25 protein-coding genes are annotated in these 26,495 nt (G+C 71.1%); 17 read left to right on the top strand and 8 right to left on the bottom strand.

Annotation, left to right across the window (positions count from 1 at the left end; translation table 11 throughout):
• Nucleotides 1-10 precede the first annotated feature (10 nt).
• From ET989_RS02535 to ET989_RS02520, 4 genes are read left to right on the top strand one after another with little or no spacing between them, the layout of a single operon-like run.
• The gene (locus ET989_RS02535) at nt 11-1,555 is read left to right on the top strand and encodes an acyl-CoA carboxylase subunit beta (RefSeq protein ID WP_131166997.1); all 1,545 of its coding nucleotides are present in this window, start codon (nt 11-13) and stop codon (nt 1,553-1,555) included.
• Nucleotides 1,556-1,582: 27 nt separating this feature from the next.
• A complete protein-coding gene (locus ET989_RS02530) occupies nt 1,583-2,005 on the top strand; it encodes an OadG family transporter subunit (protein ID WP_165489994.1) in 423 nt (140 codons plus the stop codon).
• Between the two features lie 3 nt (nt 2,006-2,008).
• Nucleotides 2,009-2,536 (top strand): acyl-CoA carboxylase biotin carboxyl carrier protein subunit, encoded by a 528-nt coding sequence (locus ET989_RS02525; protein WP_131166995.1) that lies wholly within the window; start codon nt 2,009-2,011, stop codon nt 2,534-2,536.
• Between the two features lies 1 nt (nt 2,537).
• A complete protein-coding gene (locus ET989_RS02520; RefSeq protein WP_131166994.1) occupies nt 2,538-3,659 on the top strand; it encodes a sodium ion-translocating decarboxylase subunit beta in 1,122 nt (373 codons plus the stop codon).
• 134 nt (nt 3,660-3,793) lie between these two features.
• On the opposite strand, the gene ET989_RS02515 is transcribed toward ET989_RS02520, so the two are convergent.
• Genes ET989_RS02515 through ET989_RS02495 form a run of 5 tightly spaced genes read right to left on the bottom strand, consistent with a single transcriptional unit; the run spans nt 3,794 to nt 10,139 of the window.
• Nucleotides 3,794-4,963, bottom strand: a complete 1,170-nt coding sequence (locus ET989_RS02515; protein WP_131166993.1) for a M20 metallopeptidase family protein — start codon at nt 4,961-4,963, stop codon at nt 3,794-3,796.
• A gap of 10 nt (nt 4,964-4,973) precedes the next feature.
• Nucleotides 4,974-6,389 carry a bifunctional ADP-dependent NAD(P)H-hydrate dehydratase/NAD(P)H-hydrate epimerase gene (locus ET989_RS02510; protein WP_131166992.1) on the bottom strand — a complete coding sequence of 472 codons (1,416 nt, stop codon included), beginning with the start codon at nt 6,387-6,389 and terminating at the stop codon, nt 4,974-4,976.
• Entirely contained in the window at nt 6,389-7,516 is a 1,128-nt protein-coding gene (locus ET989_RS02505) for an alanine--glyoxylate aminotransferase family protein (RefSeq protein ID WP_206662195.1), read from the bottom strand. The genes ET989_RS02510 and ET989_RS02505 overlap by 1 nt, the downstream gene beginning before the upstream one ends.
• A 32-nt stretch (nt 7,517-7,548) precedes the next feature.
• Nucleotides 7,549-9,495, bottom strand: a complete 1,947-nt coding sequence (locus tag ET989_RS02500; protein WP_131166991.1) for an acyl-CoA dehydrogenase family protein — start codon at nt 9,493-9,495, stop codon at nt 7,549-7,551.
• Between the two features lie 5 nt (nt 9,496-9,500).
• A complete protein-coding gene (locus ET989_RS02495; RefSeq protein WP_165489993.1) occupies nt 9,501-10,139 on the bottom strand; it encodes a TetR/AcrR family transcriptional regulator in 639 nt (212 codons plus the stop codon).
• A gap of 85 nt (nt 10,140-10,224) precedes the next feature.
• Between ET989_RS02495 and ET989_RS02490 the strand changes: the two genes are divergently transcribed.
• From ET989_RS02490 to ET989_RS02470, 5 genes are all read left to right on the top strand, one after another.
• Nucleotides 10,225-11,487: an acetyl-CoA C-acetyltransferase gene (locus ET989_RS02490; protein WP_131166989.1), complete on the top strand. Its 1,263-nt coding sequence runs from the start codon at nt 10,225-10,227 to the stop codon at nt 11,485-11,487.
• Nucleotides 11,487-12,881 carry a 3-oxoacyl-ACP reductase gene (locus ET989_RS02485; RefSeq protein WP_131166988.1) on the top strand — a complete coding sequence of 465 codons (1,395 nt, stop codon included), beginning with the start codon at nt 11,487-11,489 and terminating at the stop codon, nt 12,879-12,881. Before ET989_RS02490 ends, ET989_RS02485 begins: the two co-directional genes overlap by 1 nt.
• A 1-nt stretch (nt 12,882) precedes the next feature.
• Nucleotides 12,883-13,740 carry a MaoC/PaaZ C-terminal domain-containing protein gene (locus ET989_RS02480; protein ID WP_131166987.1) on the top strand — a complete coding sequence of 286 codons (858 nt, stop codon included), beginning with the start codon at nt 12,883-12,885 and terminating at the stop codon, nt 13,738-13,740.
• Nucleotides 13,741-14,029: 289 nt separating this feature from the next.
• Nucleotides 14,030-14,383 (top strand): DUF2200 domain-containing protein, encoded by a 354-nt coding sequence (locus tag ET989_RS02475; RefSeq protein ID WP_131166986.1) that lies wholly within the window; start codon nt 14,030-14,032, stop codon nt 14,381-14,383.
• Nucleotides 14,383-15,360: a PfkB family carbohydrate kinase gene (locus tag ET989_RS02470; RefSeq protein WP_131166985.1), complete on the top strand. Its 978-nt coding sequence runs from the start codon at nt 14,383-14,385 to the stop codon at nt 15,358-15,360. Before ET989_RS02475 ends, ET989_RS02470 begins: the two co-directional genes overlap by 1 nt.
• Here ET989_RS02470 and ET989_RS02465 read toward each other — a convergent pair.
• On the bottom strand, nt 15,325-16,518 hold the full coding sequence (locus tag ET989_RS02465; RefSeq protein WP_165489992.1) for a CapA family protein: 1,194 nt from the start codon (nt 16,516-16,518) through the stop codon (nt 15,325-15,327). The two genes, ET989_RS02470 and ET989_RS02465, sit on opposite strands and share 36 nt — an antisense overlap.
• A gap of 109 nt (nt 16,519-16,627) precedes the next feature.
• Here ET989_RS02465 and ET989_RS02460 point away from each other — a divergent pair, with 109 nt between their 5' ends.
• The 7 genes from ET989_RS02460 (at nt 16,628) to ET989_RS02430 (ending at nt 24,414) form a co-directional block, all read left to right on the top strand.
• Nucleotides 16,628-18,145: a purine-cytosine permease family protein gene (locus ET989_RS02460; protein ID WP_131166983.1), complete on the top strand. Its 1,518-nt coding sequence runs from the start codon at nt 16,628-16,630 to the stop codon at nt 18,143-18,145.
• Nucleotides 18,142-18,699, top strand: a complete 558-nt coding sequence (locus ET989_RS02455; RefSeq protein WP_131166982.1) for a cysteine hydrolase family protein — start codon at nt 18,142-18,144, stop codon at nt 18,697-18,699. Before ET989_RS02460 ends, ET989_RS02455 begins: the two co-directional genes overlap by 4 nt.
• Before the next feature lie 204 nt (nt 18,700-18,903).
• Nucleotides 18,904-20,205, top strand: a complete 1,302-nt coding sequence (locus ET989_RS02450) for an extracellular solute-binding protein (RefSeq protein ID WP_165489991.1) — start codon at nt 18,904-18,906, stop codon at nt 20,203-20,205.
• Entirely contained in the window at nt 20,192-21,121 is a 930-nt protein-coding gene (locus ET989_RS02445; RefSeq protein ID WP_131166980.1) for a carbohydrate ABC transporter permease, read from the top strand. The genes ET989_RS02450 and ET989_RS02445 overlap by 14 nt, the downstream gene beginning before the upstream one ends.
• Nucleotides 21,118-21,972, top strand: a complete 855-nt coding sequence (locus tag ET989_RS02440) for a carbohydrate ABC transporter permease (protein ID WP_131166979.1) — start codon at nt 21,118-21,120, stop codon at nt 21,970-21,972. The genes ET989_RS02445 and ET989_RS02440 overlap by 4 nt, the downstream gene beginning before the upstream one ends.
• A gap of 97 nt (nt 21,973-22,069) precedes the next feature.
• On the top strand, nt 22,070-23,638 hold the full coding sequence (gene guaA, locus ET989_RS02435) for a glutamine-hydrolyzing GMP synthase (RefSeq protein ID WP_180320750.1): 1,569 nt from the start codon (nt 22,070-22,072) through the stop codon (nt 23,636-23,638).
• Nucleotides 23,635-24,414, top strand: a complete 780-nt coding sequence (locus ET989_RS02430) for a 4'-phosphopantetheinyl transferase family protein (RefSeq protein ID WP_131166977.1) — start codon at nt 23,635-23,637, stop codon at nt 24,412-24,414. Before guaA ends, ET989_RS02430 begins: the two co-directional genes overlap by 4 nt.
• Here ET989_RS02430 and ET989_RS02425 read toward each other — a convergent pair.
• Nucleotides 24,309-25,964, bottom strand: coding sequence for a long-chain-fatty-acid--CoA ligase (locus ET989_RS02425; protein WP_421958205.1), 1,656 nt, complete (start codon nt 25,962-25,964; stop codon nt 24,309-24,311). The two genes, ET989_RS02430 and ET989_RS02425, sit on opposite strands and share 106 nt — an antisense overlap.
• Nucleotides 25,965-26,004: 40 nt before the next feature.
• On the opposite strand from ET989_RS02425, the gene ET989_RS02420 reads away from it, so the two are divergent.
• The gene (locus ET989_RS02420; protein WP_131166976.1) at nt 26,005-26,220 is read left to right on the top strand and encodes a hypothetical protein; all 216 of its coding nucleotides are present in this window, start codon (nt 26,005-26,007) and stop codon (nt 26,218-26,220) included.
• Between the two features lie 13 nt (nt 26,221-26,233).
• Here ET989_RS02420 and ET989_RS02415 read toward each other — a convergent pair whose 3' ends face one another.
• Nucleotides 26,234-26,473 (bottom strand): PspC domain-containing protein, encoded by a 240-nt coding sequence (locus ET989_RS02415; RefSeq protein ID WP_131166975.1) that lies wholly within the window; start codon nt 26,471-26,473, stop codon nt 26,234-26,236.
• Nucleotides 26,474-26,495: the final 22 nt, after the last annotated feature.

Genomic DNA, 26,495 nt, shown 5'->3' with positions numbered 1-26,495 from the left:
GTTGTACCTGATGACAGATCAACTGGCGACGTTGCGCGAGAAGAGGCAGCAGGCGCTAGAGGGTGGTGGAACCCAGCGTATCCAGGCCCAGCATGCCAAGGGCAAGCTCACCGCGCGCGAGCGGTTGTCGATCCTCCTCGACGAGGCCTCCTTCCAGGAGCTTGGCGCCCTCGCCACCCATCAGAACACCGACTTCGGGATGGACAAGAACCGCTTCCCCGGTGACGGGATCATCACCGGCTTCGGCAAGATCGGCGGCCGTCGCGTGGCGGTCTACGCCCAGGACTTCACCGTGCTGGGCGGCTCGTTCTCCGAGGTGCAGAGCAACAAGATCTCCCGCATCCTCGACCTTGCCATCCAGGCCGGCATCCCCGTCATCGGCCTGAACGACTCCGGTGGCGCGCGCGTCCAGGAGGGCGTCCGCTCGCTGGCCGCCTACGGCGAGGTGTTCGTCCGCAACGTCAAGGCGTCCGGCGTGGTGCCCCAGTTGTCACTGATCATGGGCCCCTGCGCCGGCGGCGCGGTGTACAGCCCGGCCCTGACCGACATCACGATCATGGTCGACCAGACCTCGAACATGTTCCTCACCGGCCCCGACATCATCAAGACCGTCACGGGCGAGGACGTCACCGCCGAAGAGCTCGGTGGCGCCTGGGTGCACAACGCCACCTCGGGTGTCGCGCAGGTCATGGCCTCCGACGAGGCGGACGCGCTGCGCAAGACCAAGCAGTTGCTCAGCTACCTGCCGCAGAACTACACCGAGGACCCGCCGCAGCTCGAGCCGTACGACCCGGCCGACCGCATGGACGAGGGCCTGAACACCCTCATCCCGGCCGACGACAACATGCCGTACGACATGCGCGACCTGCTGGCCCGCATCTTCGACCGCGACTCCCTGTTCGGCCTGCACAGCGACTGGGCGGCCAACGCGCTGGTCGGCTTCGCCCGCCTCGACGGCCACGCTGTCGGCATCATCGCGAACAACCCGCAGGTCATGTCCGGCTGCCTGGACATCAACGCGTCCGACAAGATCGCCCGCCACATCACGTTGTGCGACCAGTTCAACATCCCGCTCATCACGTTCGTCGACTGCCCGGGCTACCTGCCGGGTGTCGAGCAGGAGTACAACGGCGTGATCCGCCACGGCGCGAAGATCATCTATGCCTACTGCCAGGCGACGGTTCCGAAGATCTCGATCGTCACGCGCAAGGCGTACGGCGGCTCGTACGTGGCGCTGAGCTCGAAGCAAATGAACAACGACGTCGCGTTCGCGTGGCCGTCGGCCCAGATCGCCGTCATGGGTGCCGAGGGCGCCGCGCGGTTGCTCAACCGCCGGGGCATCGAGGCAGCCGAGGACCCGAAGGCCGAGGAGGCCCGGTTCATCGCCGAGTACAAAAAGAAGTTCTTCAACCCCTACCAGGCCGCCGACGTGGGCCAGATCGACGAGGTCATCGAGCCTCGCGAGACCCGTCCGCGCCTGATCCGTGCCCTCGAGGTGCTGCGGACCAAGGTCACGCAGACCATCCCGAAGAAGCACGGCCTCTTCCCGGTTTAAGGAGCCCCGATGCCAAGTCTCCCCACGATGGATGACATCTCCTGGGGCCTGATGATGATGGTCGTCGGCATGGGCGTGGTCTTCGCGCTGCTGCTGGCCCTCATGGCGGTCCTGATGCTCATCGGACGCCTCGACGGGACCGGGGCGCCCACGCTCAAGGCCCGCAAGGGCGATCCCGAGCGGGAGCTGGTCACGATCATGCCGGGTGAGGACGACCCGACGAAGGACGCCGTGGCCAAGCCCGCAGCCCGCGCCGTCCGGATCATTGCCGACGGACTGGACGAGAACCAGGTCGCGGCGATCACGGTCGCCGTCATCCAGCACGCCGAGATCCGACGCCGGTCCGCCGGCCCCGAGACCCGCGCCCACGCGCCCGGCAGCCAGCTCTTCGCGAGCCGCTGGCTCGCCGTCGGCCGGGGCTACCAGACCAACCCGTTCTCCCGGAGGTAGGCCATGCGCCGCTACACGATCAGCGTCAACAACACGTCCAAGGTGGTGGACGTCGAGGCCGTCGGCGCCAACCTCTTCCGCGTCCAGATCGACGGACGTCTCGTCGACGTCACGCTCGACGACCACCGCGACCTGGCCCACTCGGCGATCACGCCCGCGGTGACCCCGCGCGCCGTGTCCGCCGCCCCGGCCGCGCACACGGCGTCCGCACCGCTGGCATCGGACGCCCCGGCGGCGTCCGCGACCGCGCAGGGGGCCGCGCCCGCGGCGTCCGGTGGGGGGCCCCGCGCTGCAGCCGCCGCCGGTGGTGGCGGTCGCGACAAGATGACCGTGCCCATGCCCGGCGTGATCCTGACCGTGGACACGGCGGTCGGGGCGTCGGTGAAGCGGGGCGACTCGCTGATGGTGCTCGAGGCCATGAAGATGAAGAACGAGCTGAAGGCGCCCAAGGACGGTGTCGTCGCCGAGATCTACGTGGCGGCCGGCCAGCAGGTGAAGTTCGGTGAGACCCTGGTGAGGTTCGAGGCCTGAGATGAGTCCGGACACACTGCACTACCTGCTGCAGGGGATCAACAACGTCACCTGGCAGAGCCTGACGATGATCGCCATCGGCCTGCTCCTGATCTGGTTGGCGATCAAGAAGGAGTACGAGCCCCTGCTCCTGCTGCCCATCGGCTCGGGCGCGATCCTGGCGAACCTGCCGCTCTCGCCGATGGTGGGGGAGCACGGCATGCTCCAGGCGCTCTACGACATGGGCGTGGGCAACGAGATGTTCCCGCTGCTGATCTTCGTCGGCATCGGCGCCATGACCGACTTCGGGCCGCTGCTGGAGAACCCGAAGATGGTGCTGCTCGGCGCCGCCGGCCAGTTCGGCATCTTCCTGACGTTGCTGCTGGCGCTGTTCCTGGGGTTCAACCACAACCAGGCCGCCTCGATCGGCATCATCGGCGCCATCGACGGGCCGACGTCGATCTACGTGTCGAACAAGCTCGCGCCCGAGCTGGTCGCCCCCATCACGGTGGCCGCCTACTCGTACATGAGCCTGGTGCCGATCATCATGCCGCCGATCATGCGGGCGCTGACGACCGCCAAGGAGCGCGCCATCGTGATGCCGTACACGTCGCGGGAGATCTCGCAGCGCACGCGCATCCTGTTTCCGATCATCGTGACGATCGTCGTCGGCACGCTGGTGCCGTTCGCGACGCCGCTGATCGGCATGCTGATGCTGGGCAACCTGATGCGCGAGTCGAAGGTCGTCGAGCGGCTGGTGGGGGCGTCCTCGAACGAACTCGCCAACGTCGTCACGCTGTTCCTCGGCCTGGCCATCGGATCGACGATGATCGGCGAGAAGTTCCTCAACCTGCAGACCCTCATGATCCTGGTGCTGGGCCTCATCGCGTTCGTGCTCGACACCGTCATGGGTGTCTCGTTCGGGAAGCTGATGAACGTGTTCTCGGGTGGCAAGTTCAACCCGCTGATCGGTGCCGCCGGCATTTCGGCCTTCCCGATGGCGGCGCGTGTCGTCCAGCGTGAGGCGCAGCGGGAGAACTTCGACAACTTCCTGCTGATGCACGCCATGGGAGCGAACGCGGCCGGCCAGGTCGCCTCCGTCGTCGCCGGCGGTGTGCTGCTCGCCCTGATGGGTGCCAGCTGACGCCGAGGGCTTGGGTTCAGTCCGCCGAGGGCTTGGGTTCGATCACGAACCCAAGGCCTCGGCGCACGTGTCGGGGCTCTCGGCGCCGAACACTGGGGCTCTCGGCGCAGAAACCCGGGGCTCTCGGCGCAGGGTCAGGCGCGCAGGAGGTCCGCGGCGGCTACGTAGTTGACGGCCAGGGCGACCGCCGCGAGGCGGAGCGCGCCGCGTCCGGGGAGGAACTTGGGGTGGTGCAGCCCCACGCCGCCGTCGGAGCCGACCCCGATGAACGACATCAGCGATGGGACGACCTGGCCGTACTCGGAGAAGTCGTCCGAGCCGCACGAGCGGAAGGGCACCGTCGCCACCGGCACCTCCAGACCGGTCAGCAGCAGGTCGGCGCGTTGGGACAGCTCCGGGTGGTTCACCAGGGCGGGCCCGCCGCGGACGAACGTCGCCGTCGCGGTGGCGCCGCGGGCCAGGGCGGTGCCCTCGGCGAGCCGCGCGATGGCCTCGTGCAGGGCGACGCGGTCGGCCTCGTGGAACGTCCGGATGGAGCCGGTGCACGTGGCCGTCTCGGCGATCACGTTGGCGGCCGTGCCGGCCTGGAACGTGCCCACCGAGACCACTGACGGGTGGATCGGGTTCACCACGCGCATCGGCAGCTCACCCAGCCCGGTGACGATAGAGGACAGCACGGTGATCGGGTCCAGCGCCGTGTGCGGGTAGGCGCCGTGGCCGCCGCGTCCGCGTACGGTGATCTCGAACGAGTCAAACGCCGCGTTGACCGCGCCGGCACCGGTCGACACCACGCCCTTCTCGACCTGAGGCTGGACGTGGACGCCCACCATGGCCTGCACGTCGACGTCCTCCAGGACGCCGGAGGCCACCACGTCGGTCGCGCCGGGCGGGTTGTCCTCCTCACGGGGCTGAAGCAGGGGCACCATCGCGACCGGAAGGTCAAGCCCGCGGGCGGCGGTGACGACCGCCCACAGCGCCGCCATGTGCACGTCGTGGCCGCAGGCGTGCATGATGCCGCGGCGTTGGGAGGCCCACTCGACGCCGGTCGCCTCGGTGATGGGCAGGGCGTCCAGCTCGGCGCGCAGCCCGACGGCGGGGCCGTCCGGCCCGAACCGCGCGTACGCCCCGGTCTCGGCCACCGGCAGCCAGTCCAGCCAGTCCATGGACTGGGTGAGGGAGTCGCGGGTGTCCATCTCGTCGCCGCCGATGTGCGGGTCGGCGTGGATCGAGCGGCGCAGGGACGCCGCATCGGGCAGGATGGCGTCGATTCCGGCGACCAGGTTGTCGAGCAGCGAGTCGGTCACCCGCGCGAGCCTACAGCGCGGCGATGACCCCGGGCAGCGCGCGGGCCGCCAGTTCCTCGGGCGTGCGCGGACCCTTCAGGGCGGACGCCGCCCGCGCCTGCAGCGCGGCCGCGAGCGCCCCGGCCCGCAGCGCGGGGACGCCGGCCGCCAGCAGGGCCCCGGCGATGCCCGCGAGCACGTCGCCCGAACCGGCGACCGCCGTCCAGGCCGGCCCAGCCGGCACGACGAGCACCTCGCCCGAGGGCGACGCGCAGTACTGGGTGGCTCCCTTCAGCAGCACAGTGACGCCGAACGCCCCGGCGGCCTCGGCCGCGTGGGCGATCGGGTCGGACTCCACCGCCCGACGCCCAACGCCCAGCAGGCGGGCCAGCTCCCCGGCGTGCGGCGTGGCCAGCGAACCCGACGGCAGGGCCGAGGGCAGCCACGGCAGCGTGTCCAGGGCGCCGGCGTCCACCACCAGCGGGACGCCGTCGGCCACCCGGCGGCTGAGGCGGGGGCCGTCCGCGCCGGGCCAGCCGGAGCCGACCACCCAGGCCTGCACGCGGCCGGGCGCGGCCGGGTCGAGCGGCGCCACCACCGACGGGAAGGCCGCCAGGACGGCGTCCCGGGCCGCACCGGCGAAACGCACCATGCCCGCCCCGGCGTGCAGAGCGCCGGAGACCCCGAGCACCGCGGCGCCCGGGTAGGCGTCCGTACCGGTGTCGAGGCCGACGACTCCGCGGCTGTACTTGTCGGAGGCTGCGGTGGGGAAGGGGTACCAGGCGCGCGCGTCGGCGTCCGTCACGACCGACCAGGGCGACTGGGGCGGCTCCACCCCGATGTCGACCAGCTCCACGCGTCCGCACCGGGACGCCGCGGGCTCGGCCACGTGCGCGAGCTTGCGGGCGATGAACGTCACGGTCACGTCGGCAACGAAGGAGGAGTGCGCGACGGGGGAGTCGGCGACCAGCCCCGAGGGCATGTCGACGGCCACAACGGGCACCCGCGCGTCGGCGGCCGCCCGCGCCAGGGCTGCCACGGCGTCCGGCAGGCCGGGGCGTCCGCCCAGGCCCGAGAACCCGTCGATGACCAGGCCCGCGCCGCCCACGTGCGTGAGCGCACCCGCGGCGTCCACCACGACCGCGCCCGCGGCCAGGGCCGCCTCCAGCCCGTCGGCGTGCGCGCGCTCCAGCACGGGCCACACCCACAGGGGCACCGTGCGGCCGAGGAGCCCACCGAGTTCGGCGGCCGCGTAGAGGGCGTCGCCGGCGTTGTTACCGGGGCCGGCCACCACGAGCACCCCGACGAGGTCACGCCCGCGCAGCACCTCGGCACAGACCGCGGCGACGGCGTCCGCGGCGCGGCCCATCAGGTCGCCGCCGGGGTGCGCGTCGAACCACGCCTGCTCTGCCTCGCGGATGGCCTGGGCGGTCGCGATCGGTTCCATCAGAGGCGGTCCAGCGCGTCGCGCAGGCGGGCGACGGCGCCATCCACGTCGGTGAGCTTGTCGAGGCCGAACAGGCCGACGCGGAACGTCGAGAAGTCATCGGGCTCGCCGCACATCAACGGGACGCCCGCGGCGGCCTGGACGCCGACGCGCTTCAGCGCGGCGGCCGACTTCAGCTCCGGGTCGGTGGTGTGCACCACCGCGACGCTGGGGGACTCGAAGCCGGGCGCGGCGACCGACGGCCAGCCCCGCTCGGCCAGCAGCGCGCGGACGCGGCGCCCGAGCTCCCACTGGCGCTCGGCCAGGAGCTCGAAGCCGAGGTCGCGGGTCTCCAGCAGGCGCGCGGCGTTGATGGCCAACGCGTCCGTCGGCATGGTCGCGTGGTAGCCGGGACGCCCCTCGCGGTAGCCCTCGGCGATGCCGACCCAGCGGGCCAGGTCGAGGGCGAAGCTGCTGGACGTCGTCCCGTCCAGCCGGGCGCGGGCCCGGTCGCCGAGCAGGACGAAGCCGGCCGCGGGCGTGCCCGTCCACCCCTTCTGCGGGGCGCCGACCAGGACGTCGGCGTGCACGGAGGCGATGTCGACCAGCAGCGCGCCCGACGCGATGCCGTCGACGACGAACAGCCCGTCGACCTCGCGGACGGCCTGACCGACCGTGCGCAGGTAGTCGTCCGGCAGCAGGATGCCGGCCGCGGTCTCGACGTGCGCGGCGAACACCACGTCCGGTCGCGTCGCCCGGATGCGGGCCGCGACCTCCTCGGCGGGCGCGGGCGCCCAGCCTGGCCGCGCGGCGTCCGAGGTGGGGGAGGCCGCGCACACCGCGACGGACTCGGCGATGCGGCCCTGCTCGAGGATCTGCGACCACCGGTAGCTGAAGAACCCGTTGCGCACGACGAGGCAGCGCGCGCCGGTCGCGAACTGGCGCGCGACGGACTCCATCGCGTAAGTGCCACCCCCGGGCACCACGGCGACCGTGTGGGCGCCGTGGGCCTGGGTGAGCACCGTGTCGATGTCCGCCATCACCCGCACGAACCGTGCCGACATGTGGTTGAGGGCGCGGTCGGTGTAGACGACCGAGTACTCCAGCAGTCCGTCTGGATCGACCTCAGGGCGGGGCAGCATCACCATGGCGCGAGCTTACGCCGCCCCCGCCCGCCGGCTCACCGCAGGATGGCCGCGTTCAGCCACGCCTCCTCGACGCCGAGGCCCTCGACGAGCTCGAGCGCCTTGCCGCGCAGCTCCACGCACAGCGCGTCCACGGCCTCGGTGATGGCCTTGGAGCGGGCGCCGTCGAAGCGCTCGTGCTCCATGTACCAGCCGCGGTTCTCCTCGATGGTGGCCAGCGCGTACAGGTCGCAGACCTTGCCGAGGATGGAGGCGATGTACCGGTCCTCGCACTGGTGGATGCCCTCGATGAAGGCCTCGAGCACGACGCGGTCGGTGTGGGCGCGGGCGGCCGCGAGCATGTGCTGCTGGCACGCGTTGACGGCCGCGAAAGAGTCGGACGCCTTGGCCGCCGCGCGCATGCGCTTGGCCAGGCCCTCGACGGTGTGCTTCTCGCGGTCCTCGAACATCTCGATGTGCCAGGCGCGGGAGCCCACGTCCTTGCTCTTGGAGCCGGCCAGGATGCGGTCGATCACGGCGCGCGCGGTGGTGCGCTCCAGGAACGTCCCGCCGATCATGCGGGCCGTGGCCTGCGCGGTGCCGCGCATGTCCATGTCGCCCCACGTCTTCTTGTAATCCAGCAGCAGGGCCTTGGCGACGAGCTGGAGCAGGACGGTGTTGTCCCCCTCGAAGGTGGCGAAGACGTCGGCGTCCTGGCGGAGCATGGTCAGGCCGTTCTCGCTCAGGTAGCCGGCGCCGCCGCAGGCCTCGCGGGCGACCTGGATGGTGTCGTTGGCCCAGCGTGTGAGCAGCGACTTCATGCCCGCGGCGCGGGTCTCCAGCTCGCGGGCGGCGACCGGGTTCGCACCCTCGGCGTCCGTCACACGCTGCAACTGCAGGGCGAGCTCGTTCTGCGCGAAACCGTAGGCGTAGGCCTTGGCGATGTTCGGCAGCAGCTTGCGCTGGTGTGTCTGGTAGTCGAGCAGCAGGATCTCCTCGCCCAGGCCCGGCTGGCGGAACTGCGTCCGCTTCAGGGCGTAGCGCGTGGCGATCGACAAGGCCTTGCGGGTCGCGGACGCCGCGCCGCCACCGACGCAGATGCGGCCGCGGACCAGCGTGCCGAGCATCGTGAAGAAGCGGGCGTTCTTGGACTCGATGGCCGAGTGGTACACGCCGTCCTCGCCGACGCCGCCGAACTTGTCGAGCAGGTGAGTGCGGGGCACGCGCACGTGGTCGAACGTGATGGTGCCGTTGTCGACGCCGAGCAGGCCGCCCTTGTGGCCGTGGTCGCCGCAGGTGACGCCCGAGACGGGGGAGAGGTCCTCGTCGCGGATGCGGACGACGGCCACGTGCACGCCCTGGTTCTCGCCGTCGACGATCAGTTGGCCGAAGACCGCGGCCCACTTGCCGTGCTGGGCGGCGTTGCCGATGTAGGCCTTCGTCGCGCCGGGCGTCGGGGAGTGGACCTCGAACTCGCCGTCCTCTGCGATCCACGTGATGGTGGTCTCGATGGACTGCACGTCGGAGCCGTGGCCGAGCTCGGTCATCGCGAAGCAGCCGGTGGCCTTGCCGGTGATGGTGTCGGGCAGCCAGGTCTCGTGGTGCCACCGGGTGCCGAGGTTCGTGATTGCGCCTCCCCACAAACCGTGTTGGACGCCGGACTTGATGGTCAGGCTCAGGTCGCCCATGGCGAGCATCTCGAAGTGGGCCACCGACTGTGCCTGCGTGCCGCGGCCGCCCTGGGCCTCGGGGAAGCCGGCGATGGCGAACTCGCGGCCGGCGAGGTCGACGAGCTTCTCCAGCGCCCACGCGCGGGCGGTCGGGATGTCCCACTCGGGGTCGCGGACGAAGTCCTCGGCCGTCACCTCGGTGCGCCAGCGCTGCTTGACGTCGTGGAACGGGCCGTCGAGCGCCCTGCGCAGTGCTTCGCCGGTCGCGGTGACGCGGCCGGACGCCGCGGGTGCTGCCTGGTTGGTCTGGGGGGCGTCAGCGGTGAGCGTCATGGTGGTCAGGACTCCTTCGTCGGGACGGTGGTGCGAGTGGTCTGCTGTCCGGCGAACGCCGGGGCGAAGAACTGGTGGACATAGGCGACGACGTCCGCGCGGGGACGCCTGAGATCGGTGAGGATCCAACGGTCGGCGACGGCCCAGATGAAGCCGACGGCGCCGTGCCCCCAGATGTTGGCGGGCTCGGTGTCGAGGCCCTCGGCGACCAACCAACGGCGGAAGGCCGCCGACACCTCGTCGCCGATGCGGTTGGTGATGCCGAGCACCGGGTCGGGGGAGTCGCCGGGACGGTTGGCGACGAACCGGTAGATCTCCCCGTCCGCCTCGACGACGGCCAGGTAGGCGTCGGCGAGTTCGGTGACGAGTTGGGCGGGCGGCAGCTCCGCGGCCAGGGGGCCGATGAAGTTGCCGAGGATGAACTCCTGCACGGATTCGACGACCGCCGTGTACAGCCCGGCGCGGTCGCCGAAGTGGCGGTAGAAGACGGTCTTGGATGTGCCCGCGTCCGCCGCGAGGTCGTCCATGCCGATGCCGTGCCCGTGCTTCCGGATCGCGCGCAGGGTCGCCTCGACCAGCTCGCGCCGGCGCTCGGCGTTGTGCTGGGCCCAGCGGGTCGCGCGGCCGTCCACGGAAGTTGTCATGCACCGAGGGTATCCGAAACTTCGTGTACCTGCTACCGTGAGTGCCGGAAACTTTCCGCAAACCTCAGACAGTCGAGGAGCACCCATGCCCCAGTCCCCAGGCGCGTCGCTGCGCAACGCCGTCATCGTCGGCGGCAACCGGACGCCCTTCGTGAAGTCCGGCGGCGCGTACGCCGCGGCGTCCAACCAGGACATGCTGACCGCCGCGATCGACGGGCTGGTGGCCCGCTTCGGCCTCGCCGGCCAGAAGGTCGACGAGGTCGTCGCGGGCGCCGTGCTGAAGCACACGCGCGACTTCAACCTCACCCGCGAGTCGGTGCTCGGCTCCGCCCTCGACCCGCACACCCCGGCCGTCGACCTGCAGCAAGCCTGCGGCACCGGCCTGGAGGCCGTCATCTACGCGGCCAACAAAATCCGTCTCGGCCAGGCCACCACAGCCATCGCCGGCGGTGTTGACTCCGCCTCCGACGCCCCGATCGTCGTCAAGGAGGGCCTGCGCCGCGCGCTGCTCAAGGCGTCCTACGCCCGCAAGCCGCTCGACCGCGTCAAGGCGTTCACCGCCGTCCGCCCGGCCGACCTCGCCCCCGTGCCGCCGGCCGTCGTCGAGCCGCGCACCGGTCTCTCCATGGGCGAGTCGCAGGCGCAGACCACCGCCAAGTGGGGCATCACCCGCCAGGCGCAGGACGAGTTGGCGCTCGCCTCGCACCGGAACCTCGCTCGTGCCTGGGACTCCGGCTTCTTCGACGACCTCGTCACCCCCTACCTCAAGGTCGCCAAGGACAAGATCCTCCGCCCCGAGACCACCATCGAGGCGCTTGGCAAGCTGCGCCCGGTCTTCGGCGGGCAGGACGGCACGATGACCGCCGGTAACTCCACCGCGCTGACCGACGGCGCGGCCGTCGTGCTGCTGGCCGAGGAGTCGTATGCCCGTGAGCACCACTGGCCCGTGCTGGCCAGGGTGGTGGACGCCCAGGTCGCGGCGTCCGACTACGTCACCGGCAACGAGGACCTGCTGCTCGCCGGCGCCCGGGCCATCCCCGAGTTGCTCGAGCGCAATGGGCTGGGGCTGGACGACTTCACCTACATCGAGATCCACGAGGCCTTCGCCTCGACCGTGCTGGCCACGCTGGCGGCGCTGGAGCAGAACGGCACCGGAACCGTCGACCGCGCCAAGCTGAACGTGCACGGCAGCTCGCTGGCCGCCGGCCACCCGTTCGCCGCCACCGGCGGCCGGATCGTCGCCACCCTGGCCAAGATGCTCGCGGAGAAGGGTGCGGGTTCGAAGGGCCTCATCTCCATCTGCGCCGCCGGCGGTATGGCCGTCACCGCGATCCTGGAGGCCGTGTGATGTCGATCCTCGAGAGCATCCTCACCTCGCCCCTGGGCAAGAAGGTCACCGCCAAGGCCGGCCTCGCCGAGCCCCCGGTCCTGCGCCGTGGGCGCGTGCCGGCCGCCGGGCCCGTGGCGCTGGCGTCCCTGCCCGGCGGCGGCATCGCCGCCGACGTGCTCGGCCACCTCGGCGTCGAGACCGTCGAGCCCCTGCTCGACGTCGCCGACAACCGGACGCCGGACGAGAAGGGCCGCCCGCAGCCCCCGCGCTACACGACCCGCCCCGGCGCGCTCGTGGTGGACGCGACCGGCTTGCGCGAGATCCCCCAGCTCGAGCTCATCCGCCAGGTGCTGCGCCCGGTCATGAAGGGGCTGGAGAAGTCCGGCCGCGTCATCTTCCTGGCGACCGAGGCCGAGTTCGTCGACGGGCTGGAGGCCAAGGCCGTCGCCCAGAGCATCGACGGCATCATGCGCACGGTCGGCAAGGAACTCCGCGGCGGGGCGACCGCCAACCTGGTGCTCGTGGGGCCCGACACGCGGGCGTCCGACCTTGCCTCGACCCTGTCCTTCCTCCTCGAGGGCCGCTCGGCGTTCGTGTCAGGCCAGGTCTGGCGGGTGGGTCCCGCCAAGGGTGACCACGACGGCTCGGTGTCCGACCGTCCCTTCGAGGGGCGCATCGTGGTCGTGACGGGCGCGGCCCGGGGCATCGGCACGTCCATCGCCCAGACGTTCCACCGGGACGGCGCGGCCCTGGTGGTCGTGGACGTCCCCGCCGCCGGTGACGCGCTGGCCAAGGTGGCGAACGAACTGCGCGGCTCGGCCCTGCAGCTCGACATCACCGCCCCGGACGCCGGCGCCCGCATCGCCGCCCACGTCGCCCGCGTGCACGGGCCGGATGCCCGCATCCACGCCATGGTGCACAACGCCGGCATCACCCGCGACAAGATGCTGGCCAACCTCGACGAGAAGCTGTGGGCATCCGTGCTGGACGTCAACCTCGCCGCCGAGATGCGCATCAACGAGGTCCTGCTCGACCACGGCCAGCCCGGCGCGCTGGCGTCCGACGGCCGCATCATCGGCATCGCCTCGACCTCGGGCTGGGCCGGTAACAAGGGGCAGACCAACTACGCGGCCTCCAAGGCCGGCGTGATGGGCCTGGTCTGGGCGATGCGAGACGAACTCGCGGATTCGCAGGTCACCACCAACGGCGTGGCGCCCGGCTTCATCGAGACCGACATGACGGCGGCGATCCCGTACGTGCAGCGGGAGGTCTTCCGTCGGACGAACTCGCTGTCGCAGGGCGGCTCGCCAGTCGACGTGGCCGAGACCATCGCCTACCTGTGCGACCCCGCCTCCGGCGGCGTCGACGGCCAGGTCATCCGCGTCTGCGGACAGAACCTGATCGGGCGCTGACATGGCCGACCTCGTCTTTCCCGAGTTGCCGTCCATCGGGCCGCTGCTCGCGCGCGGCGTCGCCGGCTCGATCGGGGCCGGTCGCGGTGCGCGCCCGGTGCCCGGGCGGGCAGCGATCGTGGCGTCCCACCGCCAGGACATCGCGCGGCTGTCGGCCTACGCCCGGGTGTGCGGCTTCACGCTGCGCGACCACGTGCCGCCGACGTGGCTGCACGTCCTGACCTTCCCGCTGCAGGCGGCCCTGATGGCCGAGCGCGACTTCCCGTATGCACTGGCCGGGCTCGTGCACGCGTCGAACTCGATGATGCTGCACCGCCCTGTGTCGGTCGGCGAGGAACTCGCCCTGGTGGTGCGCGCCGGCAACGCGCGCCCGCACCGCAAGGGCGCGCTGTTCGACCTGCTGGGCGAGGTGCGTGGACGCGGCGGCGAGACCGTCTGGACGGGCACCAGCAGCTACCTCGCCCTCGGGGGCAAGGTCGCGGGAGCCTCGGCACCAGCGGAGGCCGAGCCCGCGGCGTCCGAGGTCGCGCTGCCGGCCATCAGCCAGCAGTGGCGCCTGCCCGCCGACCTGGGCCGTCAGTACGCGGCGGTGTCGGGCGACGTGAACCCGATCCACCTCAACGCGCTGACCGCGCGGGTGTTCGGGTTCAAGCGGCCGATCATCCACGGCATGTGGACGCACGCCCGCGTGATTGCGGCCCTCGAGCCGCGGCTGCCCGACGCGTACACCGTCGACGTGGAGTTCAAGCGCCCGATCCTGCTGCCCGGCAAGGCGGGTTTCGCCACCGACGGCTCCTCGTTCGCGGTCACGAACCGCGACGGCAAGCCCTACCTGACCGGCTCCATCACACCCGCCTGACCCTCCGTTCGCCGCGGCGAAGCGGGAGGCACGAGCAGGACTCCTGCTTGACCGCCGAGGGCTTGCCTACACCTCGCCGAGGGCTTGCCTTCACCTCGCCGAGGGCTTGCCTTCACCTCGCCGAGGGCTTGCCCGCGGCTCGGACGTCCGGGGCACTGCCCCCGGCGATCCCAAGCCCTCGGCGGAGTGGACCCAAGCGCTCGGCGGAGTGAACCCAAGCCCTCGGCGGAGTGGGCCCAAGCCCTCGGCGGAGTGAACCCAAGCCCTCGGCGGACCTAGGCTGTCCGCCGTGACCCGACACCGCATCTTCGGCATCCCGTTCGCCGACATCTACCCGCACTACGTCACCAAGGCGCAGAAGAAGGGGTACACGGTCGCGGACCTCCACACGGTGCTGGAGTGGCTCACCGGCTACGACGAGGCCGGCATCGCCGCGGCGGTCGCCGATCGGCGCGACCTGGAGACGTTCTTCGCCCAAGCGCCGAAGATGAACCCCAACGCCACGCTCATCACCGGGGTGATCTGCGGCCACAAGGTCCAGGACATCGAGGACCCGCTCATGCAGCAGATCCGCTGGATGGACAAGCTTGTCGACGAACTCGCCAAGGGCAAGAAGCTGACCAGCATCCTGCGGGCCGGCTGATGCCCCGCATCATCCACACCGGCCAGGCGCTGGTGGACGCCACCGCCATGATCCCCGCCCTGCCGCGCCGGGGGCAGAACGTGATGGCCGTCGACTGGAACCAGCACGCCGGGGGAGCGGTGAACATCCTCGCCGCCGCGGCCCGCTCGGGCGCCGAGTGCGTGCACGCGGGGGCGATCGGCACCGGACCCAACGGCGACCTGATCCGCTCCGCGCTCACGCGGGAGGGCGTGGTGTGGTCCGCCCCGGCGGTCCCGGACGCCGACACCGCCCTGTGCGTCGTCCTCGTCGAACCCAGCGCCGAACGGACGTTCGTCACCACACTGGGCGCCGAGCGCCGCATCACCGTCGACAGCCTCGCCGCCAGCGGGCCCGCCGCCGGCGACCTCGTCTGCGTGACCGGCTACTCGCTGGCGGTCGAGTCGACCCGGGCGCCGCTCCTGACCTGGCTCGACACCCTCCCCGAGGGGGTGGAGGTCGTCCTCGACCCCGGCGCGGCGTTCGCCGCCCTCCCGCCCGGGGACCGGGCCACGATGCTGCGCCACACCACCGTGTGGACCTCGAACCAGGAGGAGGCGGACGACCTGCTCGCCGCCCACGGCGTCCGGCGGGCCGACCACCCGGGCACGGACATGGCCGACGCGGCCGAGGCGCTCACGGGCCTGCTGCCCGGGATCGTCGTCGTGGTCCGCGACGGGCGCCACGGGTGCGCCGTCGCGGTCGGCGGGACGACCACCGACGTGCCCGGCTTCCCGCAGGAGCCGGTCGACACCAACGGGGCCGGCGACGCGCACACGGGCGTCCTGCTGGCCGAGCGCGCGCGGGGCACCGACTGGGTCGAATCCTGCCGGCGGGCCAACGTGGCCGGCGCCATCGCCGTCACCCGCCGTGGCCCGGCGGCCGCACCCACGGCGTCCGAGATCGACGCCTTCCTGGCGGGGCTATCGGCCGGGGGCGGTGGCGACCAGGGGCGCTGAGCGCGGGGCGGCGTCGAGGCCGCTGCACGCCACGGCCTTCTCCCGGTCGGCCAGCATCTGCTGCGCCGTCTCCGGGTCGGGGGCCGGGATGCCGGAGGTTGGGATCGACAGCGGCTGCCACGCGTCCCGGACGACCACGGGGCCGGGCGATGGCTCGCCCTGGGCGAGCGCCTTTCTCTTGGCCGAGACCTGCCCCTTGTCGACCTCGATGGTCAGCACGCCAGTGGAACGCCCGGGGAAGGTCGTGTTGCGGAACCACACGAAGTTGCCCAGCCCATAGCCGACGTAGGTGTCGCCCAGCCAGCCGCTTCCCATCACGCGGTGGCTGTGGCCTCCCACGACCACGTCGGCCCCGGCGTCCGCCAGCTGCCTCGCTGCGGCGACCTGCTTGGCGGAGGGGCACGTTTGCTTCTCCACGCCCCAGTGCGGCACGACCACCACGACGTCGTGGGTGATGGCCGCCTCGCGCACGGCGGCCAGCAGCCGCTCGGGGTCCTCCATGCTCGCCACGCCGGCCTTGTCCTCACCGGCGCGGAAGTAGACCGTCGTGTGGTCGCGCAGCTGGGTGGCCGCCAGCACGGCGATCGACATGCCGTCGACCGTGTGGACGGACGGCGCGAAGGCCTCGGCCGCGTTCGCCCCGATGCCGACCATGGCGACGGGGGAGCCGGCCCGGGCCGCGAGCGTCTGCTCCAGGCCCTTGGCGCCGAAGTCGACGCCGTGGTTGTTGGCCAGGGAGACCACGTCCACGCCGGCGTTGGAGAGCGTGGTGAGGCCCGAGGGCGGGGTCGCGAAGGTGAACTGCTTGCCGGCCATCCGCCTCCCGCCCCCGTCGGTCACGGCCGACTCGAGGTTGACGATGGTCAGGTCGGCGGCGCCCAGGTGCGGCGCGAGGGACGCCAGCCCCTGCGGGTCGGCGGCCACCGGGGCGAGCTGATTCTCGAAGTGGACGTCGCCGGCCAAGGCGATCGTGACCGGGTCGTCGCCGACCAGTGGCTGGCCGGGGACGGGGCCCGGGTCGGCGAGGGCGGGGACGATCCCACCCGGCGCGGAGCCGGAGCTGCCCGGTCCGATGGTGGCCACGGCGTTGACGGCGAGCACGAGGACGCCGGCGATGCCCGCTGCGGCGAGGGCACGAAGGAAGAGGACGGGAGCCATGGGGAAGACCTCCTGCGCGGCAGGGTACCCTGACCCACCCCCGGAGGCGCCGCGGCGCGCCGGGTGCTCCTGCGCGATCCGGGCGGTTCGCCCGTGCGACACTGCGGGGATGACCGCATCACAGCCGGTGCAGCAGCCGGCCCCGGGCTTCGACGAAGCCACGAAGAGCCGCCTCATCGAAACCAACGGCATCGACATCATCAGCGAGTCCGAGCGGACTGCGCAGCCCCGCGACCTCTTCTGGCCCTGGTTCGCCGCCAACGTGTCCGTGTTCGGCATGGGGTATGCCGCGTTCATCTACGGCTTCGGCGTCTCGTTCTGGCAGGCGCTCGTCGTGGCGCTCATCGGTATCCCGATCTCGTTCGTGCTCTGCGGCATCATAGCGATCGCCGGCAAGCGCGGCTCGGTGCCCACGATGGTGCTGTCCCGCGCCGCGTTCGGCGTCCACGGGCAGAAGCTGCCGGGCATCGTGAGCTGGTTGCTGTCGATCGGCTGGGAGACGTTCCTCGCCATCATGGCCGTGCTCGCTACCGCGACGGTGTTCGACCGGCTGGGCATCGGCGGGGGCGCGACGACCAAGATCATCGCGGCGGTCGCCGTCGCGGCCCTCATCGTCATCGCGTCGGTGCTCGGGTACCACACGATCATGAAGCTGCAGTCCGTGCTGACCTGGATCACCGGCGCGATCACGATCTTGTACATGCTCCTCACCGTCAGCCACATCGACTGGGCGGCCGTGCAGGCGATCCCGTCGGGCTCGGTGGGCCAGCTGCTGGGCGCCCTCACCATGGTGATGACCGGCTTCGGCCTGGGCTGGATCAACATCGCCGCCGACTGGTCGCGCTACCAGCACCGGGACGCCTCCAACGGCTCCATCGTCTTGTGGAACACACTGGGCGGCTCGGTCGCCCCGGTGGTCCTGGTGACGTTCGGCCTGCTGCTCGCCGGCTCCGACCCCGCCCTGAGCGAGGGCATCGCCAGCGACCCGATCGGCACGCTCGCCACCATCCTGCCCATCTGGGTGCTGATCCCGTTCTGGATCACCGCCGTGCTCGCGCTGGTCTCCGGCGCCGTGCTGGGCATCTACTCCTCGGGCCTGACGCTGCTCAGCCTGGGCATCCGCATCCCGCGCCCGGCGGCGGCCGCCATCGACGGCGTCATCCTCACCATCGGCACCATCTGGGTAGTGTTCTTCGCCGAGAACTTCCTCGGCCCGTTCCAGAGCTTCCTGCTGGTCCTCGGCGTCCCGATGGCGTCGTGGGCCGGCATCCTGATCGCCGACATCGTCACCCGCAAGCGCCCCTACGACGAGCTCGCGCTCTTCGAGCCGACCGGCCGCTACCAGGCGTTCGACTGGGTCTCGATCGGCACCCTGGTCGTGGCCACGATCATCGGCTGGGGCCTGGTCATCAACCAGTTCGCCGGCGATGCGCCATGGGCCAACTGGCAGGGCTACCTGCTCGAGCCGCTCGGCCTGGGCACCCGCACCGTCGTCGACGGCGTTGAGGCCTGGGACGGCGTCTGGCCGTGGGCCAACCTCGGCGTCCTGCTGGCGCTGGTGCTGAGCTTTGTCGTCACGCTGATCGCGCGCCGCGGCACCATCGTCCGCCAGGAGGAGCGGGCGTGAGCCGGCCCTGGTTGGTCGTCATCGACCCGCAGCGCATCTTCGCCGACCCGGACTCCGACTGGGGCTCGCCGATGTGGGCTGACGCCGTGCGCCGCATCAACGAACTCCTGCCGCACTACGCCGGTCGCACGATCATCACCCGCTGGGTGCCGCCCGAGGCGTCCGGGCGGTTGGGATCGTGGGACGCCTACATGAAGGCCTGGCCGTTCGCCGACCGTCCGCCGACCGACCCGTACTTCGACCTGGTCGACGACCTCGCCGACGTGGACGCGCTGGTCCTGGACGCCCCGACTTTCGGCAAGTGGGACGTCCTGGCGCCCGTGGTCGGCGAGGCCGCCGAGCTGGTCATCACCGGCGTGTCGACGGACTGCTGCGTGATCTCCACGGTGCTCCCCGCGGCGGACGCCGGCGCCACGATCACGGTCGTGACGGACGCCTGCGCCGGGTCGACCCCGGAGAACCACGCCGCCGCCGTGCAGGTGATGGGGCTCTACCCGCCGCAGGTCACCCTGGCCACCAGCCCAGACCTCATCGCGAGCCTCCAAGGGGCGTAGGATACGTTCCCTTGTTCGCTGTGGCAAGGGGTTTCAGGAGATTTCCCTCGCCGGGGGCCGTTCGCCCCGCGCGTGCCGCCGAGAGCATTGTGCACCCGCGGCGTCCGGCCTACTGTGCGCTCAAGAGACGCCGCGGTCCTCCCATGGCACGATCGGGCCGCGGCGCGCGACGACGGGGCGATGGTGCCCCGGAGAGGGAGAACCGTGACCAAGAGACGCACCCTTCAACTCGCAGCGTTCCTGACGGCCGGTGCACTCGCCCTGGCCGGGTGCGCCCCGGGCCAGCCCGCCACCACCACCGAACCCGCGCCGGGCCCGCAGAGCGCGGCGCCCGACGCCCCCCGCGAGCTCACCTACGTCTACTTCACCGACGGACCGGACGAGCAGGCGACCCGTGACCTCATCGCCCAGTTCGAGCAGGCCAACGACGCCAAGGTGACGCTCGAGGTCGTCCCGTACGCCAACCTCGAGCAGACCCTGCAGGCACGCCTGGCGGGCAACAACGCCCCCGACGTGGCCCGCGTCGCGGGCCTCGGCCCGTGGCTGGAGGACCTCGCCGACCTCAGCGCCGTCAAGGACGAGCTCGACGGCCAGTTCATCGCCGGCAGCGACGCGTTCACCCACGACGCGTCCGGCAACCCCATCGCGGTCTTCAGCGACCTCACGATGAACGGTCCGCTCGTCAACGTCGACCTCTTCGAGAAGGCCGGGGTGTCGTACCCCAAGCTCGGCGAGAAGTGGACGTGGGACGAGATGGTCGCCGCGGCCAAGCAGGTCAAGGAGAGCCAGGGCACCGAGTACGGCATCGCCATCGACATCTCGGCACACCGCCTCTCGACGATGTTCAGCCAGTACGGCACGACGCTGTTCGCCGGCGACGGGATGGAGCCCAACTGGGACGTCGCCAAGGGAGCCACGGCGATCGAGCAGTTCGTGACCCTGAACAACGACGAGGTCATGCCCAAGGACGTGTTCCTGCAGGCCGGCTCGAAGTACGCGGCGCCCGCCGACGTGTTCCTCGCCCAGCAGGTGCCGGTCTACATCTCCGGCAACTGGCAGGTCGCCTCGCTGTCGAGCAAGGCGAACTTCACCTGGGCGGCCGCGCCGAACCCGTGCGCCGAGCGCTGCGGCGGGTTCCCGGGCGGAAAGTTCATGGTCGGGTTCGAGCAGGGCAAGAACGTCCCGCTGGCTTCCGAGTTCATCGCCTTCATGAACAGCGCCGAGGCCCAGACCCACATGGCGGTGGAGGCCAACTTCCTGCCCACCCGCAACGACCTCATCGAGCAGGGGATCGAGTACACCAACCGCGGTGACGACATGAAGGTGTTCCTCGCCGACGTCGCCCTCACCCCGGACGACACGTACCCGGCCAACTTCTCGCCGGTGTTCGGCGCGACCGGACGCGAGGTGATCGCCGAGATCGGCCAGGTCATGCAGGGAGGCAAGACGGCGCAAGAGGCGTCCGAGGCGATCCGCACGGTCGTCGAGACGAATGCTGCCGGCTGACACGCTCGCGGCCCCGACGGCGGCTCCCACCCGGAGCCGCCGCCGGTGGCTGAGCCCGATCAAGATCGCGCCCTACCTGTTCGTGCTGCCCAACATGATCGTGTTCGGCCTGTTCACGATCTGGCCCGCGATCAACATGTTCAACATCTCGCTCTACGACTCCACGAACGGCCGCACGTTCCGCTGGGTCGGGTTCCAGAACTACGCGGAGCTGACCTCCAACCAGGCGTTCCTGCGCGCGTTCACCTCCACCCTCGTGTTCACCGTCGCCTTCGTGGTGCTCACCACGATCCTGGCCACGGGGTACGCGATCCTGCTCAACCAGTCCTTCCGCGGCCGTGGCTTCTTCCGGGCCGTGCTGTTCCTGCCCAGCCTGTTGTCGGCGGTCGTCGTCGGCCTGCTCTGGGGCTGGATCCTCAACCGCACCAACGGCCTGCTGAACGTGGGGTTGGACGCCGTGGGCCTCGGCCAGCCGGGCTGGCTGATCGACGGACGCCTCGCGATGGTCGTGATCATCTTCGTCGGCCTGTGGATCCACGTCGGTTTCTACACCCTCATCATGCTGTCGGGACTCCAGGGCATCGACCCGAGCGTCTACGAGGCCGCGGCCATCGACGGCGCGAGCCCCACCCAGCAGTTCCTCTCGATGACCTGGCCGCTGCTGCGTCCGACGACGCTGGTGGTGGTGATCCTGGCGACCATCTCGGGCTTCCAGTCGTTCGACTTCATCTGGACCCTCACCGGTGGCGGCCCGGTCGGCGCCACGACGCTCATGGTCCAGTACATCTACGAGCGGGCCTTCGAGTCACCGATCCGCTACGGGCTCGCCTCGGCCGGCGGCGTGATCCTGTTCATCTGCGTGTTCGGCTTCACCCTGCTCAACTACCTCAACGGACGCCGTCAGGACGCCGCATGAGCACCTCGACCTGGACCTCGACCGGCCACTGGCGGACGCCCACGCTCGGCCTCGTCATCCGCTACACCGTGCTCGTCGCGACGACGCTGGTGATACTCATCCCGCTCGTGTGGACGCTGTTGTCCTCCTTCAAGACCGAGGTGGAGCTGGCCGCGCGCCCACCGCGTCCGTTGCCCGCGCAGTGGAACCTCGACAACTACACCGGCGCCCTGGAGAGCTTCGCCTTCGGGACGTACCTGATGAACTCGACCATCGTGACCGTGGCGGCGACCATCCTCACGCTGGTGATCAACACGATGTGCGCGTACGGGCTGGCCAAGTACAACTTCCGGGGGCGCAACCTGCTGTTCCTGCTCGTGCTGGCGACGATCATGGTGCCCCTGCAGGTGATCCTGATCTCGGTGTACCAGGTGGCCGCGCAGCTGGGGCTGGTCAACAGCCTGCTGGGCATGATCATCCCGCCGGCGGCGACCCCCACCGGGGTGTTCCTGTTGCGCCAGTACATGCTGTCGATCCCGGACGAGCTGATCGAGGCGTCCCGCATCGACGGGGCGGGGGAGTTCCGGACGTTCCTGCAGGTGGTGGTCCCCCTGTGCGGGGCGCCCATCGCGGTGGTGACGATCTTCTCGATCATGTGGCGTTGGAACGACTTCCTCTGGCCGCTGATCATCGCGCAGGACCAGTCGAAGTACACGCTGCCGGTGGCGCTGGCCCAGTTCAACAGCCAGCTGGTGGTGCCCTTCAACTACATCCTCGCCATGTCCGTGGTGTCGATGCTGCCGGTGATCGCGATGTTCCTGTTCCTGCAGCGCTACATCGTGCTGGGTATCGCCAACAGCGGGCTGAAGTAGGGGCTATCGGCGCACAACATCGGGGCTCTGGGCGCACGACACCGGGGCTCTGGGCGCACGACAGCGGGGCTGTCGGCGATGGAATAGGATCGCGGCCGTGACCCAGGCATCCACGCAGACCACGCACGCGCCGGTCCTGGTCGTCGACTTCGGCGCCCAGTACGCCCAACTCATCGCCCGCCGCGTCCGCGAGGCCAAGGTGTACTCCGAGATCGTGCCGCACACGGCGTCCGTCGAGGCCATCGCGGCCCGGCGGCCGGCGGCGATCATCCTGTCGGGAGGGCCCCAGTCGGTCTACGCCGACGGTGCACCGCAGGTCGACCCGCGCCTGTTCGAGCTCGGCGTCCCGGTGTTCGGCATCTGCTACGGCTTCCAGGCGATGGCGGCCAGCCTCGGCGGCGAGGTGTCGCAGACCGGCCTGAGCGAGTTCGGCCGCACCCCCACGACGGTGACCCAGCGCGGCGTCCTGCTGCACAACCTTCCCGACTCGTTCTCCACATGGATGAGCCACGGCGACGCCGTGAAGGTCGCCCCCGACGGATTCACCGTGCTGGCCCACACAGCCGGCGCGCCCGTCGCCGCCTTCGAGGACGCCGAGCGTCGCCTCGCGGGCGTCCAGTGGCACCCCGAGGTGCTGCACAGCCAGCACGGCCAGCAGGTGATCGCGCAGTTCCTCTATGACGTCGCGGGCCTGGAGCCCAACTGGACCGCGGCCAACATCGTCGAGGAGGCGGTGGCCGCGATCCGCGCCGAGGTCGGGGACGCCAAGGTCCTGTGCGCCCTGTCCGGCGGTGTCGACTCGGCGGTGGCCGCAGCGCTCGTGCACAAGGCCATCGGTGACCAGCTCACCTGTGCGTTCGTCGATCACGGCCTGCTGCGCAAGGGGGAGCGCGAGCAGGTCCGCGACGACTTCGTCCGCATCACCGGCATCAACTTGGTCGTGGCGGACGCCGAGGAGCAGTTCCTGACCGCGCTCGCCGGGGTGAGCGAACCGGAGACGAAGCGCAAGATCATCGGACGCGAGTTCATCCGTGTCTTCGAGCAAACCGTTCGCGAGATCGACGACGCCGAAGACATTCAGTTCCTCGTGCAGGGCACCCTCTACCCGGACGTCGTCGAGTCCGGCGGCGGTGAGGGAGCGGCGAACATCAAGAGCCACCACAACGTGGGCGGACTGCCCGACGACCTCCAGTTCACGCTCATCGAGCCGCTGCGCACGTTGTTCAAGGACGAGGTGCGCGCCGTCGGCGAGGAGCTCGGCCTGCCGCACGAGATGGTGTGGCGCCACCCGTTCCCCGGTCCGGGCCTCGGCATCCGCATCGTCGGCGAGGTCACCCGCGAGCGCCTCGACCTCCTCCGCGAGGCCGACGCGATCGCCCGCGAGGAGCTGGCGGCGTCCGGCCACGAGCAGGACGTCTGGCAGTTCCCCGTGGTGCTGCTGGCCGACGTCCGCAGCGTCGGCGTCCAGGGCGACGGCCGCACCTACGGCCACCCGATCGTGCTGCGCCCCGTCTCCAGCGAGGACGCCATGACCGCCGACTGGTCGCGCCTGCCGTACGAGCTGCTCGAGAAGATCTCGACCCGCATCACCAACGAGGTGCGCGAGGTAAACCGCGTCGTGCTCGACATCACCAGCAAGCCGCCGGGCACCATCGAGTGGGAGTGACGGGCCCCGGCCCGTCGGCGCTGCTCGAGGCGATCCTGCCCGAGTGCGTCCGCGTCGCCGCCGCCTCGGGCGACGCCGGCTCCGGCCCGCTCCTGCCGCCCGAACCGGACGCCGTGCGCCACGCCACGGCCGACCGCGTCGCCGAGTACACCACCGGACGCCATCTGGCCCGCCGGGCCCTGGCCGAACTGGGTGTGGCGCCCGTCGCCCTCCCCACGGCGCCGATGCGCGCCCCGGTGTGGCCGCCCGGCGTGGTGGGCAGCATCACGCACTGCGCGGGCTACCGCGCCGCCGCGGTCGCCCGCCGCGAGCACCTGGCCGCTCTCGGGATCGACGCCGAACCCGACCTGCCCCTGCCCGGCGACACCCTCGGCGTGATCGCGTCGGACGCCGAACGCGCGGCGCTGGCCGGTCTCCCGCCAGGCCCGGCCTGGGACCGTCTCCTGTTCAGCGTCAAGGAGGCGCTGTTCAAGGCCTGGCACCCGCTGATGGGCGTCTGGCTCGACTTCGGGGACGCCGACGTCCGCCTGCACCCCGACGGCTGCGCGCGCGTGCGGCTCGCCGAACCGCTGGTCGCCGACGGCCGAACGCTGGGCGAACTGACCGCCCGCTGGCACGCGACTGGGGGGCTGCTGGCCACCGCCGTCGCCGTGGGGGCCGCCCAGAGAGGTCACGCAGCCTGCGTGAGCGACTCCCGGACCTGCTTGCGCAGCACCTTGCCGAGCAGCGACTTGGGCAGCTCCTCGACCGCGACGAAGCTGCGGGGCACCTTGTAGGCGGCCAGCCGATGCTTGGCCCACGCGCGGACCTCGGCGACGTCCAGGTGCGCGCCAGGCCGGAGGACGACGGCGGCGGCGACCTGCTCGCCCGACTCCGTCTGCAGCCCGACCACCGCGACGTCGTCGATGTCGGGGTGCTCCATGAGCACGTGCTCCACCTCCGAGGGCGACACGTTGAACCCGCCGGTGACGATGATCTCCTTCAGCCGGTCCACGATGGTGGTGAAGCCCTCGGCGTCGGTGACGACAATGTCGCCGGTGCGCAGCCACCCGTCGGGCAGCAGGGACTTGGCAGTCTCCTGCGGGGAGTTCCAGTAGCCGACGAACACCTGGGGGCCCTTGAGCAGCAGCTCGCCCTCCTCGCCCTGGGCCACCTCGCGGGTCGGGTCGTCGGGGTCAACCACCCTCATCAGCGTCGAGGGGAACGGGACGCCGATCGTCCCGGTGCGCCGCGTCGGCCAGAACGGGTTGCCCAGGGCCACCGGGGAGGTCTCGGTCAGGCCGTAGCCCTCGACGAGCAGTCCGCCGGAGACCGACTCCCACAGCTTTACGACGGGGTCGGTCAGCTTCATTGCCCCGGAGATGCAGAACTTCGCCGACTTGAGCGAGATCTTCCGCTCGATCGCGCGCCGTGCGGTCTTCTCGTAGATGGGCGGCACGGCGCAGAACACCGTCGGCGGGCGCTTGCGGGCGGCATCCAGCACCATGTCGACGTCGAACGTCGGGAACAGCACCAGCCGGGCCCGCTTGAGCATCCCGAAGGTCAGGTACAGCGTCATCCCGAACGCGTGGAACATCGGCAGGACGGCGTAGATCGTCTCCTTGCCGTCCTTCGCGTCCTTCATCCAGGCTGCACCCTGCAGCGCGTTGGCGTACAGGTTGCGGTGGGTGAGCATGGCGCCCTTGAACGCGCCGGTCGTACCCGAGGTGTACTGGATCACCGCCAGGTCGGACGCCGTGGGTTCGGCCCAGTTCTCCAGCGGGGCGTGGGAGAGCAGCTTCCGCCACGCGATGGTGCCCGGCGCCTTGGCGTGCAGCCGCCTGCGGGTGGCCGCCAGCTTCGGCACGGGGAGGTGCAGCGCGAGCCGCTTGGCGGCGGGGAAGGCCTCGAGCAGGTTCACCGCGACGACGTGGTCAACCTCGGGCAACTTGGGGACCGCGATGTCCCACGCGATGGCAATGCGGGCGCCGTGGTCGGCGAACATGGTCGACAGCTCGGTCGCGGTGTAGAGCGGGTTGTGCTCCACGACCACCGCGCCCAGGCGCAGGACGGCGTAGAACGCCACCACGTGCTGCGGGGAATTGGGCAGCACGATCGCGACGCGGTCGCCGGGGCCCACGCCCAGCGAGGCGAGGCCGGACGCCGCACGCTCGACCTGGTCGGCCAGGTCGCGGTAGCTCGTCTCGGCGCCGAAGAACTCGCACGCGGTGCGGCGTCCGCCCTTGCGCGCGGCGCGGGCGAGCATGGCCGTCAGCGGCTCGTCGGGGACGTCGATCTCGACGGGGACGCCCGGCTGGTAGTTGTTGGTCCATGCTGGATTGGTCACGGGGACCATTGTCCTCCCCCCATCGGGCAGGATGGAATCCATGAGGCCGATCCCCGCCGGCCGCGCCGGCTACGCGGGCCTGACCACGGGCGGGATCGCCGCGCTGCCAGAGTGGGCCCGCACGATGATCGGGACGCGCGTCCCGGTCGGGCCGGGTCGGGTGGTGGGACGCCTGGCCACCGCGACGGTGCGATGGGGGCTGGCGGGCGTGGAGAGCGGGCGACGGTCCGCACCGCCGCCCGCTGAGGATCTCTGAGCCTGCCGAGGGGTCAGTTGCTGGAGGAGCCGAACTGGTCCTTCAGCGCGTCGAAGCCGGTGCGACCGGAGCTCTCGGCGGGCAGCAGCAGCCACAGGGCCACGTAGATGAGCCAGCCGAACTGCAGGAAGATCGCGCCGAGCACGAACAGGACCCGGAGCAGGTTGGAGTCGATGCCGAACTGGCGGGCAAGCCCGCCGCAGACACCGGCGATGACTTTGTCGGAACTGCTGCGAACGAGGGCGTTGGACATGGGGGTCTTCCTTTCGTTGGGG

Source organism: Propioniciclava sinopodophylli (assembly GCF_004324755.1).
Lineage (GTDB): Bacteria > Actinomycetota > Actinomycetes > Propionibacteriales > Propionibacteriaceae > Propioniciclava > Propioniciclava sinopodophylli.
The sequence above is the reverse complement of the archived record's forward strand: the minus strand, read 5'-3'. Positions and strand labels throughout refer to the sequence as shown.

What these genes read in the sequence shown, in the direction of transcription:
- ET989_RS02535 (WP_131166997.1), top strand. Translation starts at nt 11, where the DNA reads ATGACAGATCAACTGGCGACGTTGCGCGAGAAGAGGCAGCAGGCGCTA.
- ET989_RS02530 (WP_165489994.1), top strand. Translation starts at nt 1,583, where the DNA reads ATGGATGACATCTCCTGGGGCCTGATGATGATGGTCGTCGGCATGGGC.
- ET989_RS02525 (WP_131166995.1), top strand. Translation starts at nt 2,009, where the DNA reads ATGCGCCGCTACACGATCAGCGTCAACAACACGTCCAAGGTGGTGGAC.
- ET989_RS02520 (WP_131166994.1), top strand. Translation starts at nt 2,538, where the DNA reads ATGAGTCCGGACACACTGCACTACCTGCTGCAGGGGATCAACAACGTC.
- ET989_RS02510 (WP_131166992.1), bottom strand. Translation starts at nt 6,389, where the DNA reads ATGGAACCGATCGCGACCGCCCAGGCCATCCGCGAGGCAGAGCAGGCG.
- ET989_RS02505 (WP_206662195.1), bottom strand. Translation starts at nt 7,516, where the DNA reads ATGGTGATGCTGCCCCGCCCTGAGGTCGATCCAGACGGACTGCTGGAG.
- ET989_RS02500 (WP_131166991.1), bottom strand. Translation starts at nt 9,495, where the DNA reads ATGACGCTCACCGCTGACGCCCCCCAGACCAACCAGGCAGCACCCGCG.
- ET989_RS02495 (WP_165489993.1), bottom strand. Translation starts at nt 10,139, where the DNA reads ATGACAACTTCCGTGGACGGCCGCGCGACCCGCTGGGCCCAGCACAAC.
- ET989_RS02490 (WP_131166989.1), top strand. Translation starts at nt 10,225, where the DNA reads ATGCCCCAGTCCCCAGGCGCGTCGCTGCGCAACGCCGTCATCGTCGGC.
- ET989_RS02485 (WP_131166988.1), top strand. Translation starts at nt 11,487, where the DNA reads ATGTCGATCCTCGAGAGCATCCTCACCTCGCCCCTGGGCAAGAAGGTC.
- ET989_RS02480 (WP_131166987.1), top strand. Translation starts at nt 12,883, where the DNA reads ATGGCCGACCTCGTCTTTCCCGAGTTGCCGTCCATCGGGCCGCTGCTC.
- ET989_RS02470 (WP_131166985.1), top strand. Translation starts at nt 14,383, where the DNA reads ATGCCCCGCATCATCCACACCGGCCAGGCGCTGGTGGACGCCACCGCC.
- ET989_RS02465 (WP_165489992.1), bottom strand. Translation starts at nt 16,518, where the DNA reads ATGGCTCCCGTCCTCTTCCTTCGTGCCCTCGCCGCAGCGGGCATCGCC.
- ET989_RS02460 (WP_131166983.1), top strand. Translation starts at nt 16,628, where the DNA reads ATGACCGCATCACAGCCGGTGCAGCAGCCGGCCCCGGGCTTCGACGAA.
- ET989_RS02445 (WP_131166980.1), top strand. Translation starts at nt 20,192, where the DNA reads ATGCTGCCGGCTGACACGCTCGCGGCCCCGACGGCGGCTCCCACCCGG.
- ET989_RS02440 (WP_131166979.1), top strand. Translation starts at nt 21,118, where the DNA reads ATGAGCACCTCGACCTGGACCTCGACCGGCCACTGGCGGACGCCCACG.
- ET989_RS02420 (WP_131166976.1), top strand. Translation starts at nt 26,005, where the DNA reads ATGAGGCCGATCCCCGCCGGCCGCGCCGGCTACGCGGGCCTGACCACG.
- ET989_RS02415 (WP_131166975.1), bottom strand. Translation starts at nt 26,473, where the DNA reads ATGTCCAACGCCCTCGTTCGCAGCAGTTCCGACAAAGTCATCGCCGGT.